This is a genomic window from Streptomyces sp. R21, assembly GCF_041051975.1.
GTDB lineage: Bacteria > Actinomycetota > Actinomycetes > Streptomycetales > Streptomycetaceae > Streptomyces.
In genome coordinates this window covers 4,878,850-4,897,234 of the sequence record NZ_CP163435.1, presented here as the reverse complement: position 1 = coordinate 4,897,234, position 18,385 = coordinate 4,878,850, and the positions used below count along the sequence as shown (strand labels likewise).

Sequence of the window (18,385 nt, the reverse complement as noted above, 5' to 3'; positions counted from 1 at the left end):
GAGGCGTAGAAGGGGCCGAGCCCGGTCGACATCCTGGCACCGCCACTGCCCACGCTGAGCCTTGCGGCGCGCGGTCCGATCGAGGTCCGTACCCCACGCGTGGAGACACGCACACTCATCCCAGGCACACCGACACGGAAGCCGAACCCCATGACGTACCCCTCTCCACAGGATCAGTCTGGCACCGTGACAGGGCCTGTGAGGACAGCTCGGCAGTCCCGGCAACTGAGGAAGGCAACGACATACATCAATCCTGTACATGGACTATGCTTGGTACATGTCTATGAAGCGCACGAACGTCTACGCCGACCCCGAAGACCTGGCGATCATCAAGGAGGCGGCCAAGCGGCGGGGCATAAGCGAGGCCGAGATCATCCGCCAGGGGATTCATCTCGCGGCCATGGCGAACCGGGTCTGGGATGAGCCGCTCTTCTCGCGGACGTTCGAGGGGTCGGGGCGTACGCCTTCCAAGGCTGAGGTCCGTGACGCGGTCGCCGACGCGGTTGGCCGCGAGACGGACTCCGGAACTGCCGCGTGATCATCGTCATCGCCGACACGTCCGGCCTCCTCGCCGCACTCGACTCGACGCACCCGGAGCATGGAGCGGCGAACGAGGCGATCATGGCGGCCGGTCTCCTGGTCATGTCCCCTCTGCTGTTGGCAGAACTCGATCACGTGGCCACACGTGAGTTGGGGCGCGCAGCTGCCGTCAGCGCGGTCGACGACCTGCGGCGCTGGATGAGCCGGGGCCGGGTCGCCATGCCTCAGATCACGGAAGCCCATTTGGGCGCCGCGCAGTCCGTCCGAGTCCGCTACGGCGCGCTTGACCTGGACCTCGCCGACGCGGTGAACGTGGCGCTCGCCGCCGACTATGACACCGACGCGATCCTCACCCTCGACCGACGGGACTTCCGGGCCGTACGTCCGTTGGGTCGCCACAAAGCGTTCCGGGTGCTGCCCGACGACCTCCCGCTCTGATACGAGATTCTCTGCGGCCAAGCGCCCGTACCTACAGGGGACTTGTGTCCCTAACTGTCGAAGTGCGACACGGGGTGGGGTGGCGTCCGGCGCCGTTCCGGAACGGCGGGATGAGCGCTCTGACCGTGCGAACTCCCGATGGTCGACGTGAAGTCGCAGGTAAGCGCCGCGCCGCGACGGGAACGTGCTGCGCGCAAGGCGCTCGTGCCCTCCGCGTGCCCAATCTTCCGGCGCAGGGCCGCAGGCGAACCGCCGAAACGGCTCACCAATAAACAAACCCCAGGCCGCTGACCTGGGGTTTCACTCTGGAGCGGGTGACGAGAATCGAACTCGCACTCTCAGCTTGGGAAGCTGATGTTCTACCACTAAACTACACCCGCGTAAGACGCCGATCGAGCCGGTGTCGAATGCTCGATAACTCTACCTCATGCCAGGCCCCCGGCGTCGAAGCCGCGGGGCCCGGGTGCGTTGGGGAGGGTGGATGGGGCTGCGGGGGCCGGGAGTTGGGGCGTACGGTGGAGGTGAGGGAGCGGGTTCGTGGGTGGTCGGAGTGCCGCCTGGAGGACCGTTCCTTTCGTCCCGTAATGTGGCTTTCGTCGTCACTCACGCCAGTGAGATGAAGTGAGACGAAGGCTCTTGGGGAAGGGACTCTGAGGACTTGATGGAGCACACCGTCGTCCGTTGTGCCGAGGGGCACGTGTTCAGCACCGCTTCGTTCCCGATGCAGCAGGCCGACCGGCTCGGCCCCGGCCGGCTCATCCGGTGTCCACGCTGCGCGCGGCTCCGGAACGTCGTGCCGGTGACCTTGGAGAAGCGCTAGTCGGAGAAGCGGTAACCGGTAGCAGTACGAAGAACCACGAAGAACAAGACGCGCGCGGGTCGACCGATTGTGGTCGGTCCGCGCGCTCTGCGTATCCTCGGGGCGTGCTTCTCTCAGACAAGGACATCCGGGCCGAGATCGACGCCGGGCGGGTCCGCATCGATCCGTACGACGCATCCATGGTGCAGCCCTCGAGCATCGACGTGCGGCTCGACCGCTACTTCCGGGTGTTCGAGAATCACCGCTACCCCCACATCGACCCCTCCGTCGAGCAGGCCGACCTGACGCGGCTCGTCGAACCCGAGGGGGACGAGCCGTTCATCCTCCACCCCGGGGAGTTCGTGCTCGCCAGTACGTACGAGGTCATCTCGTTGCCCGACGATCTCGCGTCCCGGCTCGAGGGCAAGAGTTCCCTCGGGCGGCTCGGGCTCGTCACCCACTCCACCGCCGGGTTCATCGACCCCGGGTTCTCCGGGCACGTCACGCTGGAGCTCTCCAACCTCGCGACGCTCCCGATCAAGCTCTGGCCGGGCATGAAGATCGGGCAGCTGTGCATGTTCCGGCTCAGCTCGCCGGCCGAGTTCCCGTACGGCAGTGATCGGTACGGGTCCCGTTACCAGGGCCAGCGCGGGCCGACCGCCTCCCGGTCCTTCCTCAACTTCCATCGGACCCAGGTGTGAGCGGGAGCGACATGAGTGGCCTGCCTGTGCGCGAGAACCTGACCTACGAGCGCTTCGGCGGCGCGATCCGCGAGCTGGCGCAGACCATCGCCGACGACGGCTACGAGCCCGACGTCGTCCTCAGCATCGCCCGCGGCGGTGTCTTCGTCGCGGGCGGACTCGCCTACGCCCTGGACTGCAAGAACATCCACCTCGTGAACGTCGAGTTCTACACGGGGGTGGGGACGACGCTGGAGATGCCGGTCATGCTCGCTCCCGTCCCCGACGTCATCGACTTCTCCGAGAAGAAGGTGCTGATCACGGACGACGTGGCCGACACCGGCAAGACGCTGAAGCTCGTCCACGACTTCTGCGTCGGCGCCGTCGCCGAGGTCCGCAGCGCCGTGATCTACGAGAAGTCCCAGTCGCTCGTGAAGTGCGAGTACGTGTGGAAGCGCACCGACGAGTGGATCAACTTCCCGTGGAGCGTCGAACCGCCTGTGGTGAAGCGGGCGGGGCAGGTTCTCGACGCCTGACCGCCGGGCACGTTGATGACGAAGGCCCCCGGCACATGGCGCCGGGGGCCTTCGTCGTACCTCGTACCTCTGCTCTAGAACGTGCCCAGCTTCACGATCGACAGGATCGCGATCAGCTGGATCGCCGAGGCGCCCAGGGCCTTCGGCCACGGCAGGTCGTGGGAGCGGCTGACCATCATCGTGAGCAGGGCGCCCGCGGCGACCCAGGTCGCCCAGCCCAGGGCCTGGACGAACGTCGCGTCGCCGCCCACGAACATCGCGACGAGCAGTCGCGGGGCGTCCGTGATGGACATGATCAGCATGGAGAGGCCGACCGTGGGCTGCCAGGCGCCGTCGCCGCCGAGCTGGCGGGCCAGCGTGTGGGTGACCACGCCCAGGATGAACGTGCTGATGACGAACGCGACCGCGGTCGTCAGGACGATCGGCACCGCGTTGGACAGCGTCGCGTTGATGGCGTCCTCGCGGGCGCCGGTGAAGCCGAAGACCGCGAGCAGGCCGTAGATGAACGTGACGATCAGGGCCGGAGCCCACATCGTGTAGTCGCGCATCTGGAGGAAGGTCTGGCCGGGGTGGGCGACGATGCCCTTCAGCAGGTCCTTCCAGTGCAGGCGGGGGCCGACCGGCGGCGCCGCGGCCTGGCCCGCACGGTAGGTCTCGCCCTGGCTGTAGGGGTCCTCGCCGATGGAGAACGCCTGGGTGTGACCGGGCTGGTTCGCCGCGTACGGGTCCGGTCCCTGCTGCGGGTGCCCGTCACCGAAGTACTCCGGCTCACCGTGCCCGCCGTCCGGCTGCGGCCACTGCTGCCCACCGCCGCCGTAGGGCTGCTGCCCGTACTGCTGCTGCCCGTACTGGGGTTGCTGGGGCTGCTGCGGTGCAGCCGGGTAGCCGTACGGCGGCTGGCCCCCCTGTCCCTGCGGAGCCTGCTGTCCGTACGGCTGCGGGTGCTGTCGCGGGCGCGCCTGCGGGGGCCGGTTGTCCCGGCCGCCCCGTCCGATCCTGAATCCTGCCACGTATTCGAACGTACCCGGTCTCGCTGGGTGACGTGCCGGGGCGGGTTCCCCGGCGGGGGTTTGCGGCCGACCTGTGACATCCCTTAAGGGGGGTCCTTGGCCGTCCCCTACGGGGAGTTCTCCCGGTGGGGGACGGCCGGTGGGGGACGTCCGGTGGGACTTTGCGTCGGGTCAGCCCGCGAGGACGTTGCCGAAGTACGCGTCGCCCGTCGGGCCGCCCAGGGTGGTGCCGCTGAAGGACTTGGAGCCGGTGGCGGTCGTGCCGGAGGTGGTGGACTTGAAGAGCCAGACGGAGCCGTCGGAGGTGTTCTCGCCCATGGCGCCGACCACCAGCTCGGCGCGGCCGTCGGCGTTCGCGTCCGTGAGGAAGACGGCGTCGCCGAAGTAGTCCTCGGACTCGGCGGTGCCGGGGACGTTCGCGGTGTCCTGGGAGTAGGACTTGGCGCCGGTGCCGGTCAGGCCGGTGGCGGAGCCGCGCAGGACGGTGACCTGGCCGGCGTGCCGCACCGAGCCGAGGCTCTCGCCGTTGGCGCCGATGACGACGTCGGCGTACCCGTCGCCGTTGGTGTCGCCCGAGGACAGGCTCCAGCCGAAGCCGTCCCACTTCTCGCCGGTGCCCGGGACGTTCGCGGTGTCCTGGGTGATGCGGACCGGGGTGCGGGAGCTGACCCCGGTGGAGCTGCCGTACGTCACCGTGACCGCGCCGCCGAGGCCGCCGTTCGGCTCGTTCGTCGACTTCTCCATGAAGTTGCCGGTGACGAGGTCGCCGTAGCCGTCCTTGTCGACGTCGGCGATGGTGGCCGTGTAACCGCCCGCGAGCTTCTTGCTGTACTTCGGGCCGGTGGCCGAGCCGAGGTAGAGGGCGCTGCGGGTGCGGTCGTCGCCGGTGCTGGGCTCCTCCAGGCCCATGACCAGGAGGTCCGTCTTCCCGTCGCCGTTGACGTCGCCCGCGACCAGTCCGTCCGGGTAGATCGTGGTCTGCTCGACCGTGTCGACGCCGACGAGCGACGTTGCCTTGCCCGTACGGGAGATGGGGCCGCGGAAGATGTTCAGGGCGGGCGTGGAGTTGTTGGCGGCGGCCAGGTCGGTGTGGCCGTCTCCGTCGAAGTCGCCCGCTGCGATCTGCCAGCCGAGCTCGTTGCGGTATTCCGGCAGCGGGGAGGAGATGTCGGTGCCGGACTTCACGCCGTCCGCGCCGCCCCACAGCACCGTCAGGACGCCGTACGAGTCGGTGGAGCCGATCTTCTCGCCGTGCACGCCGACGACGATGTCCGTGTAGCCGTCGCCGTCCATGTCGCCGGTGGTCAGGCGGTCGCCGAAGTAGTCGCCGGACTCGGGGACGCCGGGGATGCCGGTGGTGTCCTGGCTGATGATCTGCCGCTTCGAGGTGTCGAGGCCGCTCGCGGTGCCGTAGACGACCGCCACGTAACCGGCGCCGGTCTTGCCGGCCACCTTGGCGATCGGCGCGGCGATCGCGAGGTCGCGGTAGCCGTCGCCGTTGAAGTCGCCCGACAGGTTCGAGGGCGCGGCGGTGGCCGTGGCGGCGGGGAGGGCGGTGAGGAGGCCGGTGGTGAGGGTGGCGGCGAGGAGGAGGGTGCGCTTGCGCAAGGCGGGGGCTCCGGGAGAAGAGAGGCCGGGTCCGCGGTCGCGGGCCCGGCTCAGGAGAGGGAAAGGGATCAGTCGGCGAAGTTCGCGCCGAAGGCCGGGGTGCCCGACGTCGAGACGCCCGAGGTGCTCGGGGAGACGGTGCGGGAGCCGGTGGTGGTGATCTTCGTGCCGTTGGAGGGCAGGTAGAGGACCGCGCCGTTGCCGTCGTTCTCGTAGGAGCCCGCGACGAGGTCGGCCTTGCCGTCGCCGGTCAGGTCGTCGAGCTTCACGTCCGCGCCGAGCGCGTCGTTCTTCTCGTCATTGCCGGGGACGCCCGCGGTGCTCTGGGCGAAGGCCTGGGCGCCGGAGGAGGTCTTGATGCCGCTCGCCGAGCCGTACAGGACGGTGACCATGCCGGCGTCCGTGACGCCGTCGATGGTCTCGCCGGCGACGCCGACCACGAGGTCCTGGTAGCCGTCGCCGTTGATGTCGCCGAGGTCCAGGTCGTAGCCGAAGTAGTCGGTCTTCTCCGAAGTGCCGGGCACGGAGCCGGTGTTCTGGGTGATGCCGGTCGCCGAGGCGGGGCCGCTCGCCGAGCCGTTGGTGATCCACACCTTGCCGCCGGTGGCGGAGTCGGGGACGGTCGTGCCGTCGCTCGTGGTGGTGTCCCAGTACGCGCCGCTGACGATGTCGCCGAAGCCGTCGCCGTTGACGTCGCCGATCGCGGTGATCACGCCAGGCTTGAGGACCTGCGCGGAGGACACGCTCAGGCCGCTCGCCGTGCCGGGCACCCAGTAGTTCTTGTTCCAGCCGTTGGCGGTCTGGGTCTCGAAGCCGTCGACCACGAGGTCGGTGCGGTGGTCGCCGTTGACGTCGCCCGCGGCGAGGTTCAGCGGGCCGTTCGAGGGGCTGCCCGACTGGATCGGGGGCTTGATCGTGTAGCGGCCGCCGGGCGTGCCGGACGTGCTGAAGCCGCCCTTGTAGACGTAGATCGTGCTGGTGGAGCTGCCGACGGCCAGGTCGGCCTTGCCGTCGCCGTCGAAGTCGCCGGCGGCCAGGTTCTTGCCCCAGTAGTCGTGGGACGAGGCCGACGGGTCGGGGATGTCGCTGCTCTTGCCGGTGAGGCCGTTCGCCGAGCCCCACAGGATCGCGACGGCACCACCGTTGGTGTCGGTGCCTACCTTCTCCCAGATGGTGGACACGGCGAGGTCGTCGTACCCGTCGCTGTTGAAGTCGGCGTACGCCGTCTCGGCGCCGAAGCCGTCCCCGGCCTCGGCGGTGCCGGGCACGCCGGCCGTGTTCTGGCTGATCGTCGAGCGCTTCGCGGACGATACGCCGGTGGAGGTGCCGTAGAGGGCGACGACCTGACCGGCTGCCTTGTGGCCGCTGACGTAGGCGCCGGAGGCCGAGAAGGCCACGTCGCCGCGGCCGTCGCCGTTGAAGTCGGCCTGCGGGACCGTCGTCGAGTCCGCGGCCGACGCCGTAGCGGCCGTGAACGTGAGCAGACCGCCCGTCAGCGCGGCAGCGGTGGCCGTCGCGAGGGCGAGTCGCACGTAGTGCGGGTGACGCTTGTGCATGCGGGGTTCTCCTGCGGCATGCGGGGGATGTCTGGCGGACATCCGCAGTTGATGGGGTGCGGACCGTCCGCGTTTGCCTGGAGTTGTCCGAGGGTTCGCGGGGTGGTCGGCGAACAGGAGACCTGTGATGGGGTGCGAGGGTTGTACGTGAGTTCGGTAAATATTTGAGCGAGCCGGGACGTCAGTGCTTGGTGTCCAGTTCGCACCATACGTACTTGCCGGCCGAGCCGTTTCCGCACCCGCTTCCGTTTCCGTTTCCGCTCCCGTTCCCGAGGAAGGGCCCGACTGTCTGAGCTTGAGGGCGGCGGGGCCGGTGGCCAACTCGCCGCCCTCATACGCCACCCGCGCACGAACCGAGGCGGCGTCGCCCGTCAGTAGGGCACCGTGCTGCACCAGGTCTCCGACCAAGCCGAGGCGCCGTACTTGTTGGCCGCGCGCAGGGTGATGCAGATCTCGTCGCCCGAGTACGGGCCGTTGATCGTGTAGCTGGTGTTGCTGGTGGAGTAGACGGTGTCGACGTTCTTCGCCGTGAAGTTGCTGCCCTTGTTGGTGTAGTGGATGTCGTAGCGGGTCGCGCGGGAGACCGCTGTCCAGCTCGCCTTGATCGGCATGTTGCAGGCTCCGACGCAGGAGTTCGTGTACTCGAGCTTGTAGCTCTTCAGGTTGGGCGGCGGGGAGCCGGCGGACGAGTCGGAGGAACCCGAGGACGAGTCACCGGGGCCGGATGAGCTCCCTGCGGTCGTGTCCGAGGAATTGTCGGACGAGTTGCTGCCGGAGCTGTCCCGTCCGGCCGCCGCTGTGCTCCCGCCGCCTCCCTCCGCCTTGCCGCCGTCAGCGGCGCCCTCCCCGTCATCGGAAGCCTGCTCCTTCTTGTCCTTCCCGCTCTTCCCGTCGGACCTCTTGGACGGTGAACTGCTGGGCTTGACCGCCGAGTTGCTGCCGGACGGCGTGGGACTCGTGCTGCTGCCCGGCGACTGGGCACGGGCTCCGCCTTGATCGCCGCTCCAGGGCTGGAGCACGACCATCGTCGTCCCACCGACGGTGAGGACGACGACCACGGGCAGGGCGATGAAGATGCGGCGGCGCGGGCGGCGTTCACGCTCTTTCGGCTCGGTGCCGCCGCTGCCCGGCGCGACGACCACGGGCGGCTCGGACCGCGGGCGCAGGTCCGCGGTGGCCCGGTCCACGGACTCCTCGCGCAGCGGCCGCACCTCGGCGTCGAGCAGCTCGGCGGCCTGCCGCGCGATACGCGCGAGGACGTCGGCGGGCAGCCACGCCGTGCCGGCGGCCGACGGCCGGGCCCGCTCCGGGTCGGACAACAGCTCGTCCACATCGGGCCGTTGCCCGGAGTCCTTGGTCAGACACCGCGTGATGAGCGCCCGCAGAGCGGGGTCCTCGACACCCTCCAGATCCGGTTCGTCCTGCACGATCTGGTACATGACAGCGTGCTGGTTGCTGGCCCCGTGACCGAAGGGCAGCCGCCCCGTCGCCGCGTACGTGAGCACGCACCCGAGGGTGAACACATCGCTCTTGAATCCGGCGCTCTGCCCCCGGATCTGCTCAGGTGACATGAAGCCCGGCGAGCCGATGACCATCCCCGTACTGGTCAGGAGCGACTCCACGGAGGTCTCCAGGGCCCGCGCGATCCCGAAGTCGATGACCTTGACCCCGTCCACGGTCAGCATGACGTTCGACGGCTTCAGATCCCGGTGCACGATCCCCGCGTCATGGATGTCCTTCAGGGCGCGCAGCAACCCGTCGGCGAGGGGGTGCAGGGACTCGGCGGGCAACGGACCGTACCCCCGCACGACCTGCTCCAGCGACAGACCAGGCACACACCCGGTGGCGACCCAGGGCGGTGTCTCGTCGGGCCCGGCTTCGAGCACGGGTGCCGTGTACCGCTCGGCGACTCGGCTCGCGGCCTCGATCTCCCGCCGGAACCGCGCCCGGAACTGCGCGTCCGACACATGCTCCTCATGCACCACCTTCACGGCGACCGTGCGCCCACCGTCGGAACGCGCGAGGAACACCCTCCCCATGCCACCGGCGCCGAGCCGCCCGAGCAGCAGGTAGGGCCCGATCCGCGCCGGGTCCGAGGCGGTGAGCGGTTCGATTCCCCCGCCGAAGCGGTCCTCACGCCGGGTCTCCGGCTCGTCGCGCCCGTCCCCGTTCGTACCGCTCATACTGGTATGACTCCCCCGACTCCTGCCGACTGGTTGATCGGCGTAACGCCGTTGAGAATAGGGGTCGTTGTCGATCCCGGTGAAAGCGAGGACGCGCGGGCGGCGGCCACGATCAACGCCCTGAGGCAACGAACAACGCCCTAACCCGCCAGGAACTCCGCACTGGAGAACGTGACCGACGGCTTCGGAGCCACCAACCCCTTCGCGGCCCCCGGATACACCGCGACCGTGTCCCTCGTCTCCCCCCGATACGTCCGCACCGCCAGGTCCGCCCGGCCGTCCGCGTCGAAGTCGGCCACCGCCAGCACGCGCGTGGTGCCCCGGGCGGGCGGCTGGACGGTGATCATGCCGGCCGTCGACAGGCCCGTCGTACGGCCCCGGAACACCCGCAACTCCGCCCCGCTGGACACGAGTTCGCTCAGGCCGTCCCCGTCGAAGTCCCCGGCGTCGAGGACCGAGCCGGGGGAGGTGAGGGTGCCCCGTGCGGTGGGCGTCGGGAGGTCGTAGCGCAGGGACGTTTCCCCCATCGCGCCGACCGCCGCGTCCAGGGCCTTGCCCCTGCCGAAGCGGCCGAGGGCGACGTCGAGGCCGGTGGGCAGGACGGCTCCGGTGCGGGTGGGGCCCGCAGGACCGCCGAGGACGATCGCGGACTTGGCCGCGCCCTCCGCCGTACGGACGAGGAGGTCGTCGTAGCCGTCGCGGTTCACGTCGGCTGCCGGGCCTGTCGGCACGTTGCCCGGTGAGGGGATGGGGGCGCCGGCCTTGCGTGGGGCGCCCTTGCGGGTGAACGGGCCCCGCAGATAGCTGAGTTGGCCGTTCGAGGCGTGCACCACCAGGTCCTCGGCGCCGTCGCCGTCGAAGTCGCCGCACACCGGCTGGTCGGGCCAGTCGTTGCCGAAGCGGGCCTTCGCGGGGACGACGAGCTTCACCGCCCTGCCGGTCAGGCCGGTCGGTGAGCCGAAGAGGAGTTGGAGGGGGACGGGCGGCCGGCCCTGGCCGTCGTACGGCGGATCGGTCGATACGACCAGGTCCGTGAAGCCGTCCTTGTCCAGGTCGCAGCTCGCCTCCGCGTCGAAGACGGCGGGGAGTCGGCCCTTGGTGGGCGCGGCCTGTTTCGCCGGGCTGAGCAACTGGCTGGCCCCGGGGGTGAGTCCGTGTGCGCTGCCGTAGACGATCCCGATGCCCGGGTCGTCCGCGTGGCTCGTCTTCTTGACGAGGTCGTTCAGGATCAGGTCGCGGTGGCCGTCGCCGTTGAAGTCGTCGGGCATCTTGCTGCCCTTGCCGTGTTGGACGGGGAGTTGAGCCGGGGCTTCGGCGATCCGCGCGGGGGTGTGCTTGGTGGTGGCGTCCGCGCCCGTGGTGGGGCCGCAGGCGGCGAGGAGGAGAACGCAGCCGAGGGAAGCCGAAGCCGCCGTACTCATCCCGGTTCTTCGCACCCGCACCGTTCACCTCGTCCGACCCTGCGACAACGACTGAGCAATGATGCACGCGTTCGAGGCGGGAGGACAGCCTGTGTGCGTGTGACCCTCGGCGACAGTCGGCGGGAGACGTCTCAGCGAAGGAACTCGCGAGCTCCACGGAGCCGGGTGCGCAACCGCTCCTGCGTCGCGCGGCTGTCGAGGCGAATATCAAGGCCGCCGGGCAGGGAGGTGTCGGCCCGTCGCCCGGCGGGCAGGCGCGCACCGTCAAGTCCTTCGCGCCGGGCGATGAGCACACCGAGGTCATAACGGCTCAGCGCGTCCGAGCCCGCGAGGTGGAACACCCCGGCCGCGTCGGACAGCGCCAACTCCCACAAGGCGGCGGCCAGGTCTTCGACATGGACCGGGCAGCGGATGTCGTCCGTGAACAAGGCCCCGTCCCGGGTACCGCCCGCCAGGGCGCGCACCGTGCGCTCGTGTCCGGACCGGCCGTACCCGATGATCAGCGAGGTGCGGGCGACGACGGCGCCCGGCACCAGATGCCGTACCGCCGTCTCGGCGGCGGCCTTCGCGGCGCCGTACGGGGTGAGCGGATCGGGCAGGCAGCGCTCGTCGTAGCGGGCGCGCGCGCCGGAGAACACCGCGTCGCTGGACACATGCACCAGGCGGCAGCCCTGCTCGACGGCGGCCAGCGCCACGCGGACCGCACCATCGGCGGTGACCGCCCAGTCGGCCTGGCCGCTGGACGCGTTGACGACGACCGACGGGGCGACGTCGGCAATCACCCCGGCGACGCGCTCGGGTTCCCGGACGTCGAGCGGATGCCAGACGACACCCGGGACCTTGCCGGGCCGGGAGGCGAACGTCGCGGCCGTCCCGTGGCCCGCCGCGGTGGCCTGCCGGATCAGTTCGGCACCCAGGAAGCCACTGCCTCCGATGATCAGGACCGTCATGGACCCACACCGTAGCGAGGCAGCCGGTGTGGCGAGCGGGGTCGCCCGCCGGTCATGGCGGCGGTTGGGACAGGATGAGCCCATGAGCGTAGTCAAGATCAACGTCCTGACCGTCCCCGTCGAGCAGCGGGAAGTCCTCGAGAAGCGCTTCGCGTCTCGCGCCGGCGCCGTGGAGAACTCCGACGGCTTCGAGTGGTTCGAGCTTCTCCGCCCCATCGAGGGCACTGAGGACTACCTGGTGTACACGCGGTGGCGTGACGAGGAGTCGTTCCAGGCGTGGATGGAAGGCCCGATGAAGGCGGCACACCAGGGCGGCGGCGACCGCCCGAAGCCCGCCTCGAGTGGATCCTCGGTGTGGTCCTTCGAGGTCGTGCAGCAGGCGGCTCCCAAGAGCGCCTAGCTCTCGCGCGCCCGTGCGGGCGGAACTCACGTTCCGGCCGCCGGACCTACACCGGACCTACAGCAGCGCCCCCTGTCTCCTGGGAGACAGGGGGCGCCGTCATGGCCGTAGGGACTACTTCACCGGCTCCGGCTCCGGCGCGTTCTCCGACTCCGCCTCGCCCGCCGGGGGCTCGTCGTCGACCGGGGTCTTGACCGAGTCGAGGAGGAGCTGGGCGACGTCGACGACCTGGACGGACTCCTTGGCCTTGCCGTCGTTCTTCTTGCCGTTGACCGAGTCGGTCAGCATGACCAGGCAGAACGGGCAGGCCGTGGAGACGATGTCCGGGTTCAGGGAGAGGGCCTCGTCCACGCGCTCGTTGTTGATGCGCTTGCCGATCCGCTCCTCCATCCACATCCGCGCACCACCGGCGCCGCAGCAGAAGCCGCGCTCCTTGTGGCGGTGCATCTCCTGCTGGCGCAGGCCCGGGACGGCGGACATGATCTCGCGCGGGGGCGTGTAGATCTTGTTGTGGCGGCCCAGGTAGCAGGGGTCGTGGTAGGTGATCAGACCCTCGACCGGGGTCACCGGGAGCAGCTTGCCCTCGTCGATGAGGTGCTGGAGCAGCTGGGTGTGGTGGATGACCTCGTAGTCGCCGCCGAGCTGCGGGTACTCGTTGCCGATGGTGTTGAGGCAGTGCGGGCAGGTGGCGACGATCTTCTTCGCCGACCTGGGCTTCTTCGTCTCCGGGTCGTCGTCGTCCTCACCGAACGCCATGTTCAGCGCGGCCACGTTCTCCATGCCGAGCTCCTGGAACAGGGGCTCGTTGCCGAGACGGCGCGGGGAGTCACCGGTGCACTTCTCGTCGCCGCCCATGATCGCGAACTTGACGCCCGCGATGTGCAGCAGCTCGGCGAAGGCCTTCGTGGTCTTCTTGGCGCGGTCCTCCAGGGCGCCGGCACAGCCGACCCAGTAGAGGTACTCGACCTCGGAGAGGTCCTCGATGTCGCGGCCGACGACCGGGATCTCGAAGTCGACCTCCTTCGTCCACTCCAGGCGCTGCTTCTTGGCAAGACCCCAGGGGTTGCCCTTCTTCTCCAGGTTCTTGAGCATCGTGCCCGCCTCGGACGGGAACGCGCTCTCGATCATCACCTGGTAGCGGCGCATGTCGACGATGTGGTCGATGTGCTCGATGTCCACCGGGCACTGCTCGACGCAGGCGCCGCAGGTGGTGCAGGACCACAGAACGTCGGGGTCGATGACGCCGTTCTCTTCGAGGGTGCCGATGAGCGGGCGCTCGGCCTCGGCCAACGCCGCCGCGGGCACATCCTTCAAAGCCTCGGCCGAAGCCTTCTCGTTGCCCTCCATGTCCTTGCCGCCGCCCGCGAGCAGGTACGGCGCCTTGGCGTGCGCGTGGTCGCGCAGGGACATGATCAGGAGCTTCGGGGAGAGCGGCTTGCCGGTGTTCCAGGCGGGGCACTGCGACTGACAACGCCCGCACTCGGTGCAGGTGGAGAAGTCCAGCAGGCCCTTCCAGGAGAACTGCTCGACCTGGGAGACACCGAAGACGTCGTCCTCACCGGGGTCGGTGAAGTCGATCGGCTTGCCGCCGGACGTCATCGGCAGCAGCGGGCCGAGCGCCGTTGCGCCGCCCGCGTTCCGCTTGAACCAGATGTTCGGGAAGCCCAGGAAGCGGTGCCAGGCCACACCCATGTCGGTCTTCAGGGCGACGGTGATCATCCAGATGAAGGACGTCGCGATCTTCAGACCGGCGAAGAAGTAGGTGAGGTTCTGCAGCGTGGAGAGGTCCATCCCCTTCAGCCACGAGACCACCGGGTACGAGATGAAGAACGAGGCCTCGTAGCCGTCCACGTGGTGCTGGGCACCCTCCAGCGCGTGCAGCATGAAGATGCAGACGCCGACGATGAGGATGACCGTCTCGACGAAGTACGCCTGGCCGGTGTTGGAGCCCGCGAAGCGGGACTTGCGGCCCGCCTTGCCCGGCCGGTTGAGCTGCCGGATGGCGATCAGCGTCACGATGCCGAGCACGGTCGTGGTGCCGATGAACTCGACGAAGACGTTGTACGGCGCCCAGTCGCCGACGACCGGCAGGATCCAGTCGGCCTGGAAGAGCTGGCCGATGGCGTTCACGATCGTCAGGAGCAGCGTGTAGAAGCCGATCGCCACGAACCAGTGCGCGAAGCCGACGATGCCCCAGCGGTTCATCCGGGTGTGGCCGAGGAACTCCTTGGCCAGCGTCACCGTGCGCTGCACGGGTTCGTCGGTGCGGGTACCGGCGGGCACGTTCTGCCCGAGCCGCATGAAGCGGTAGATCTCCACGATGGCTCGGGTGAACAGCGCCACGCCGACCACGATCAGGACCAGCGACACAATGATCGCGGCGAGTTGCATTTCGGGGCTCCTCGGGCCGGCGAGGTGGGGCTTCGTCTAATTACTAAGCGGTAACTTACGTAGTCCGTCTGAGACTACCCATATCTTCCGCCGCACTGTAGCCAGGGGCGCGGTGATCTGCGTCGCTGAGGCTCACCTGAGTGACATGAGTCCCTCAGGGGTCCGCCGACGCCGTGGAGCCGGGTCGTGAAAACTGATCGTGTTATTCGCGCAATATTGTGACATTCGCGAATAAATTGGGCGCCGTGCTGTATGGAATCGCCGCCGCCACCGCCGCCCTCTTCCTCACTGCCGTCCTCGCCGCCCTGCTGCGGTCGCTCGCGCTGCGCTGCGGGCTGGCCGAACGGCGCAGGACGCGGCGCGTGGCGTTGCTCGGAGGCGCGGCGCTGGTCGCCGGGACGGGGATCGTGGCCGGGATCGGGGACTGGAGCGGGCTGGCTCCGCTGGGGGCCGACGGGGGTGGGCTGCTGCTCGCCGGGGTCGGTGTCGCGGTGCTCGGGCTGGTCGTGGACGTACGGGCCGTGCCGCTTCCGCTGCGGCTGCTCGTGGTGGCCGGGGCCGCCGCCTGGATCGTGCCGTACGGCGAACTCGGGCCGTTGCTAGGGGTGTTGGCCGTCGGCTGGATCGTCTTCGTCACCTTCGCCTTCGCCTCGCTCGACCATGCCGACGGTGTGATGGGGACCGTCGCCGTGGTGACCGCCTTCGCGCTGAGCGGGTGCGCGGCCGCCGAGATGATGGACGGTCTCGCGGCGCTGCTGAGCGTGCTGGCGGCCGCGCTCACCGGGTTCCTGATGCAGAACTGGCCGCCGGCCCGGATCGTGTCCGGCCGCTGTGGCGCGCTGTTCACCGGGTTCGTGCTGGCCTCGGCGGCGGTGCTGGTGCATGCCGGGCGGGGGGCCGGGGTGAGCGCGGGGGCGCTGTTCGCACTGACCGCCGTGGCGAGTGTCGATGTGGTGCTGGTGCTCGTGGTGCGGCGCCGGAGCGGGCATCTCGCGCACCGGCTGCGGCGTCTGGGGCTGACGTCCCGGGGTGCGACGGTGGTCGTGGGGGCCGGTTCGTTCGCCGGGGCGTCTGTCGGGCTGATGATCCATCTGGGGTGGCTGGACGCGACGGCAGCGCTCTGGGTGGCGGGTGGGGCGGTCCTCGTTGTCCTCGGGCTGTCACTCGTATCGGGGGTACGAGCGGTCGGCGCCCGGAAAAGCCCCAGGTCAGCGCCTACTTGCGTGTAAGGAAGAGATAAGAGTTGAGCCTCCTCGACTCAGCTCTGTTGACCGAGCGGCGGGTGTCGTGCACACTTGAGCCAGATCCACTCAAGTAGGCAGCTGGAGGAATTGAAATGGCACGTGCGGTCGGCATCGACCTGGGCACGACTAACTCCGTCGTCAGCGTTCTTGAAGGCGGCGAGCCCACCGTCATCACCAACGCAGAGGGCGCCAGGACCACGCCGTCCGTCGTCGCCTTCGCCAAGAACGGTGAGGTGCTCGTCGGCGAGGTGGCCAAGCGTCAGGCGGTCACCAATGTGGACCGGACCATTCGGTCCGTGAAGCGTCACATGGGTACGGACTGGAAGATCGAGCTCGACGGGAAGAACTTCAACCCGCAGCAGATGAGCGCGTTCATCCTGCAGAAGCTCAAGCGTGACGCGGAGGCGTACCTCGGCGAGAAGGTGACCGACGCGGTCATCACCGTCCCGGCGTACTTCAACGACTCCGAGCGTCAGGCGACGAAGGAAGCCGGTGAGATCGCCGGTCTCAACGTCCTTCGTATCGTCAACGAGCCCACCGCGGCCGCGCTCGCGTACGGCCTCGACAAGGACGACCAGACGATCCTCGTCTTCGACCTCGGTGGCGGCACCTTCGACGTGTCCCTCCTGGAGATCGGTGACGGCGTCGTCGAGGTGAAGGCCACCAACGGTGACAACCACCTCGGTGGTGACGACTGGGACCAGCGCGTCGTCGACTACCTGGTGAAGCAGTTCCAGAGCGGCCACGGCGTGGACCTCTCCAAGGACAAGATGGCCCTCCAGCGCCTCCGCGAGGCCGCCGAGAAGGCCAAGATCGAGCTGTCCTCGTCCACCGAGACCTCGATCAACCTGCCCTACATCACGGCGTCCGCCGAGGGCCCGCTGCACCTGGACGAGAAGCTCACGCGCGCCCAGTTCCAGCAGCTGACGGCCGACCTTCTGGAGCGCTGCAAGACGCCGTTCCACAACGTCATCAAGGACGCCGGCATCAACCTCTCCGAGATCGACCACGTCGTTCTCGTCGGTGGTTCGACCCGTATGCCCGCCGTCGCCGAGCTCGTCAAGGAGCTGACCGGCGGCCAGGACGCCAACAAGGGCGTCAACCCGGACGAGGTCGTGGCCATCGGCGCCGCGCTGCAGGCCGGTGTGCTCAAGGGTGAGGTCAAGGACGTCCTGCTCCTCGACGTGACCCCGCTGTCGCTTGGTATCGAGACCAAGGGCGGCATCATGACGAAGCTCATCGAGCGGAACACGACGATCCCGACCAAGCGGTCCGAGATCTTCACCACCGCCGAGGACAACCAGCCCTCCGTGCAGATCCAGGTCTACCAGGGCGAGCGCGAGATCGCGGCGTACAACAAGAAGCTCGGGATGTTCGAGCTGACCGGTCTGCCGCCGGCCCCGCGCGGTGTCCCGCAGATCGAGGTCGCCTTCGACATCGACGCCAACGGCATCATGCACGTGACCGCGAAGGACCTCGGCACGGGCAAGGAGCAGAAGATGACCGTCACCGGCGGCTCCTCGCTGCCGAAGGACGAGGTCGACCGCATGCGCCAGGAGGCCGAGCAGTACGCGGACGAGGACCACCGTCGCCGCGAGGCCGCCGAGGCCCGCAACCAGGGCGAGCAGCTCGTCTACCAGACGGAGAAGTTCCTCAAGGACAACGAGGACAAGGTCCCCGGCGAGGTCAAGACCGAGGTCGAGGCCTCCGTCGAGGAGCTGAAGGCCGCGCTCAAGGGCGAGGACACCGCCGAGATCCGCACGGCGACGGAGAAGGTCGCCGCCGTCTCGCAGAAGCTCGGCCAGGCCATGTACGCCGACGCCCAGGCCGCGCAGGGTGCCGCGGGCGCCGAGGCCCCCGGCGCGGAGCAGACCAAGGCCGCTGACGACGACGTCGTCGACGCAGAGATCGTCGACGAGGACCGTAAGGACGGTGCCGCGTGACGGAGGAGACCCCGGGTTTCGACGAGAAGCCTGACGTCCCCTCCGGCGCCACCCCCGAAGACGCCGAGCCGAAGGCCGCCTCCCCCTCTTCGGAGGAGGGGGCGGCCCCGGCCGGGGACGCATCGGCAGCCGCTCAGGCGGCCGGTCTGACGGCCCAGCTGGACCAGGTACGCACGGCGCTCGGCGAGCGCACGGCGGACCTCCAGCGACTCCAGGCCGAGTACCAGAACTACCGCCGCCGGGTCGAGCGCGACCGGATCGCGGTCAAGGAGATCGCCATCGCGAACCTCCTGACCGAGCTCATGCCCACGCTCGACGACATCGGCCGCGCACGGGAACACGGCGAACTGGTCGGCGGCTTCAAGTCGGTGGCCGAGTCGCTGGAGACCGTCGCGGCGAAGATGGGGCTCCAGCAGTTCGGCAAGGAGGGCGAGCCCTTCGACCCGACGATCCACGAGGCCCTGATGCACTCGTACGCGCCGGACGTCACCGAGACGACGTGCGTGGCGATTCTGCAGCCCGGGTATCGGATCGGCGAGCGCACCATCCGCCCCGCGCGGGTGGCCGTGGCCGAGCCTCAGCCCGGCGCGCAGCCCGTCAAGGCCGAGGACGCCGCGGCCGAGACGGCAGACGAGAAGGAGAACGGTGGCCCGGACGAGGGCTGACGTTGCAGAACCTGTGAGGAA

At 69.2% G+C, this 18,385-nt stretch carries 15 protein-coding genes and 1 tRNA gene; 8 read left to right on the top strand and 8 right to left on the bottom strand.

Annotated elements, in window-relative coordinates:
* Window positions 1–277: 277 nt before the first annotated feature.
* Both AB5J56_RS21740 and AB5J56_RS21735 read left to right on the top strand, forming a co-directional pair.
* On the top strand, window positions 278–538 hold the full coding sequence (locus tag AB5J56_RS21740; RefSeq protein WP_369234427.1) for a CopG family transcriptional regulator: 261 nt from the start codon (window positions 278–280) through the stop codon (window positions 536–538).
* Entirely contained in the window at window positions 535–978 is a 444-nt protein-coding gene (locus tag AB5J56_RS21735) for a PIN domain-containing protein (RefSeq protein WP_369234426.1), read from the top strand. The genes AB5J56_RS21740 and AB5J56_RS21735 overlap by 4 nt, the downstream gene beginning before the upstream one ends.
* Before the next feature lie 306 nt (window positions 979–1,284).
* Here AB5J56_RS21735 and AB5J56_RS21730 read toward each other — a convergent pair.
* Window positions 1,285–1,358: transfer RNA gene (locus tag AB5J56_RS21730), tRNA-Gly, on the bottom strand.
* A 544-nt stretch (window positions 1,359–1,902) separates the two neighbouring features.
* Here AB5J56_RS21730 and dcd point away from each other — a divergent pair.
* Window positions 1,903–2,478, top strand: a complete 576-nt coding sequence (gene dcd / locus AB5J56_RS21725) for a dCTP deaminase (RefSeq protein ID WP_356134908.1) — start codon at window positions 1,903–1,905, stop codon at window positions 2,476–2,478.
* 11 nt (window positions 2,479–2,489) lie between these two features.
* Window positions 2,490–2,993 (top strand): phosphoribosyltransferase, encoded by a 504-nt coding sequence (locus AB5J56_RS21720; RefSeq protein WP_369234425.1) that lies wholly within the window; start codon window positions 2,490–2,492, stop codon window positions 2,991–2,993.
* Window positions 2,994–3,067: 74 nt separating this feature from the next.
* On the opposite strand, the gene AB5J56_RS21715 is transcribed toward AB5J56_RS21720, so the two are convergent.
* The 6 genes from AB5J56_RS21715 to AB5J56_RS21690 all read right to left on the bottom strand — a co-directional run bounded on the left by AB5J56_RS21715 (window position 3,068) and on the right by AB5J56_RS21690 (window position 11,721).
* Complete coding sequence (locus tag AB5J56_RS21715; RefSeq protein ID WP_369234424.1) at window positions 3,068–4,003, bottom strand: Yip1 family protein; 936 nt, start codon at window positions 4,001–4,003, stop codon at window positions 3,068–3,070.
* 171 nt (window positions 4,004–4,174) lie between these two features.
* Entirely contained in the window at window positions 4,175–5,611 is a 1,437-nt protein-coding gene (locus AB5J56_RS21710; protein ID WP_369234423.1) for an FG-GAP-like repeat-containing protein, read from the bottom strand.
* A gap of 68 nt (window positions 5,612–5,679) precedes the next feature.
* Window positions 5,680–7,167 carry an FG-GAP and VCBS repeat-containing protein gene (locus tag AB5J56_RS21705; protein ID WP_369234422.1) on the bottom strand — a complete coding sequence of 496 codons (1,488 nt, stop codon included), beginning with the start codon at window positions 7,165–7,167 and terminating at the stop codon, window positions 5,680–5,682.
* A gap of 371 nt (window positions 7,168–7,538) precedes the next feature.
* Window positions 7,539–9,350 (bottom strand): protein kinase, encoded by a 1,812-nt coding sequence (locus tag AB5J56_RS21700; protein ID WP_369234421.1) that lies wholly within the window; start codon window positions 9,348–9,350, stop codon window positions 7,539–7,541.
* Window positions 9,351–9,490: 140 nt separating this feature from the next.
* Entirely contained in the window at window positions 9,491–10,771 is a 1,281-nt protein-coding gene (locus AB5J56_RS21695; RefSeq protein ID WP_369234420.1) for an FG-GAP repeat domain-containing protein, read from the bottom strand.
* A gap of 131 nt (window positions 10,772–10,902) precedes the next feature.
* Window positions 10,903–11,721 carry an NAD(P)-dependent oxidoreductase gene (locus tag AB5J56_RS21690; protein WP_369234419.1) on the bottom strand — a complete coding sequence of 273 codons (819 nt, stop codon included), beginning with the start codon at window positions 11,719–11,721 and terminating at the stop codon, window positions 10,903–10,905.
* A gap of 82 nt (window positions 11,722–11,803) precedes the next feature.
* Here AB5J56_RS21690 and AB5J56_RS21685 point away from each other — a divergent pair, with 82 nt between their 5' ends.
* Window positions 11,804–12,121 (top strand): antibiotic biosynthesis monooxygenase, encoded by a 318-nt coding sequence (locus AB5J56_RS21685; RefSeq protein ID WP_369234418.1) that lies wholly within the window; start codon window positions 11,804–11,806, stop codon window positions 12,119–12,121.
* Window positions 12,122–12,235: 114 nt separating this feature from the next.
* Here the strand turns inward: AB5J56_RS21685 and AB5J56_RS21680 are convergent, their stop codons facing one another.
* Window positions 12,236–14,512: a (Fe-S)-binding protein gene (locus AB5J56_RS21680; RefSeq protein WP_369234417.1), complete on the bottom strand. Its 2,277-nt coding sequence runs from the start codon at window positions 14,510–14,512 to the stop codon at window positions 12,236–12,238.
* Window positions 14,513–14,757: 245 nt separating this feature from the next.
* Between AB5J56_RS21680 and AB5J56_RS21675 the strand changes: the two genes are divergently transcribed.
* The 3 genes from AB5J56_RS21675 (at window position 14,758) to grpE (ending at window position 18,364) form a co-directional block, all read left to right on the top strand.
* Window positions 14,758–15,741: an undecaprenyl/decaprenyl-phosphate alpha-N-acetylglucosaminyl 1-phosphate transferase gene (locus AB5J56_RS21675; protein ID WP_369234416.1), complete on the top strand. Its 984-nt coding sequence runs from the start codon at window positions 14,758–14,760 to the stop codon at window positions 15,739–15,741.
* Between the two features lie 107 nt (window positions 15,742–15,848).
* Window positions 15,849–17,699, top strand: coding sequence for a molecular chaperone DnaK (dnaK, locus tag AB5J56_RS21670; RefSeq protein WP_369234415.1), 1,851 nt, complete (start codon window positions 15,849–15,851; stop codon window positions 17,697–17,699).
* On the top strand, window positions 17,696–18,364 hold the full coding sequence (gene grpE, locus AB5J56_RS21665; protein ID WP_369234414.1) for a nucleotide exchange factor GrpE: 669 nt from the start codon (window positions 17,696–17,698) through the stop codon (window positions 18,362–18,364). The genes dnaK and grpE overlap by 4 nt, the downstream gene beginning before the upstream one ends.
* The last annotated feature ends 21 nt before the right edge of the window (window positions 18,365–18,385 follow it).

Excerpts from the sequence above, each read along its gene's own strand:
- AB5J56_RS21685 (WP_369234418.1), top strand. The coding sequence starts at position 11,804 with ATGAGCGTAGTCAAGATCAACGTCCTGACCGTCCCCGTCGAGCAGCGG.
- AB5J56_RS21720 (WP_369234425.1), top strand. The coding sequence starts at position 2,490 with ATGAGTGGCCTGCCTGTGCGCGAGAACCTGACCTACGAGCGCTTCGGC.
- AB5J56_RS21680 (WP_369234417.1), bottom strand. The coding sequence starts at position 14,512 with ATGCAACTCGCCGCGATCATTGTGTCGCTGGTCCTGATCGTGGTCGGC.
- AB5J56_RS21690 (WP_369234419.1), bottom strand. The coding sequence starts at position 11,721 with ATGACGGTCCTGATCATCGGAGGCAGTGGCTTCCTGGGTGCCGAACTG.
- AB5J56_RS21700 (WP_369234421.1), bottom strand. The coding sequence starts at position 9,350 with ATGAGCGGTACGAACGGGGACGGGCGCGACGAGCCGGAGACCCGGCGT.
- AB5J56_RS21705 (WP_369234422.1), bottom strand. The coding sequence starts at position 7,167 with ATGCACAAGCGTCACCCGCACTACGTGCGACTCGCCCTCGCGACGGCC.
- AB5J56_RS21740 (WP_369234427.1), top strand. The coding sequence starts at position 278 with ATGTCTATGAAGCGCACGAACGTCTACGCCGACCCCGAAGACCTGGCG.
- dnaK (WP_369234415.1), top strand. The coding sequence starts at position 15,849 with ATGGCACGTGCGGTCGGCATCGACCTGGGCACGACTAACTCCGTCGTC.
- AB5J56_RS21695 (WP_369234420.1), bottom strand. The coding sequence starts at position 10,771 with ATGAGTACGGCGGCTTCGGCTTCCCTCGGCTGCGTTCTCCTCCTCGCC.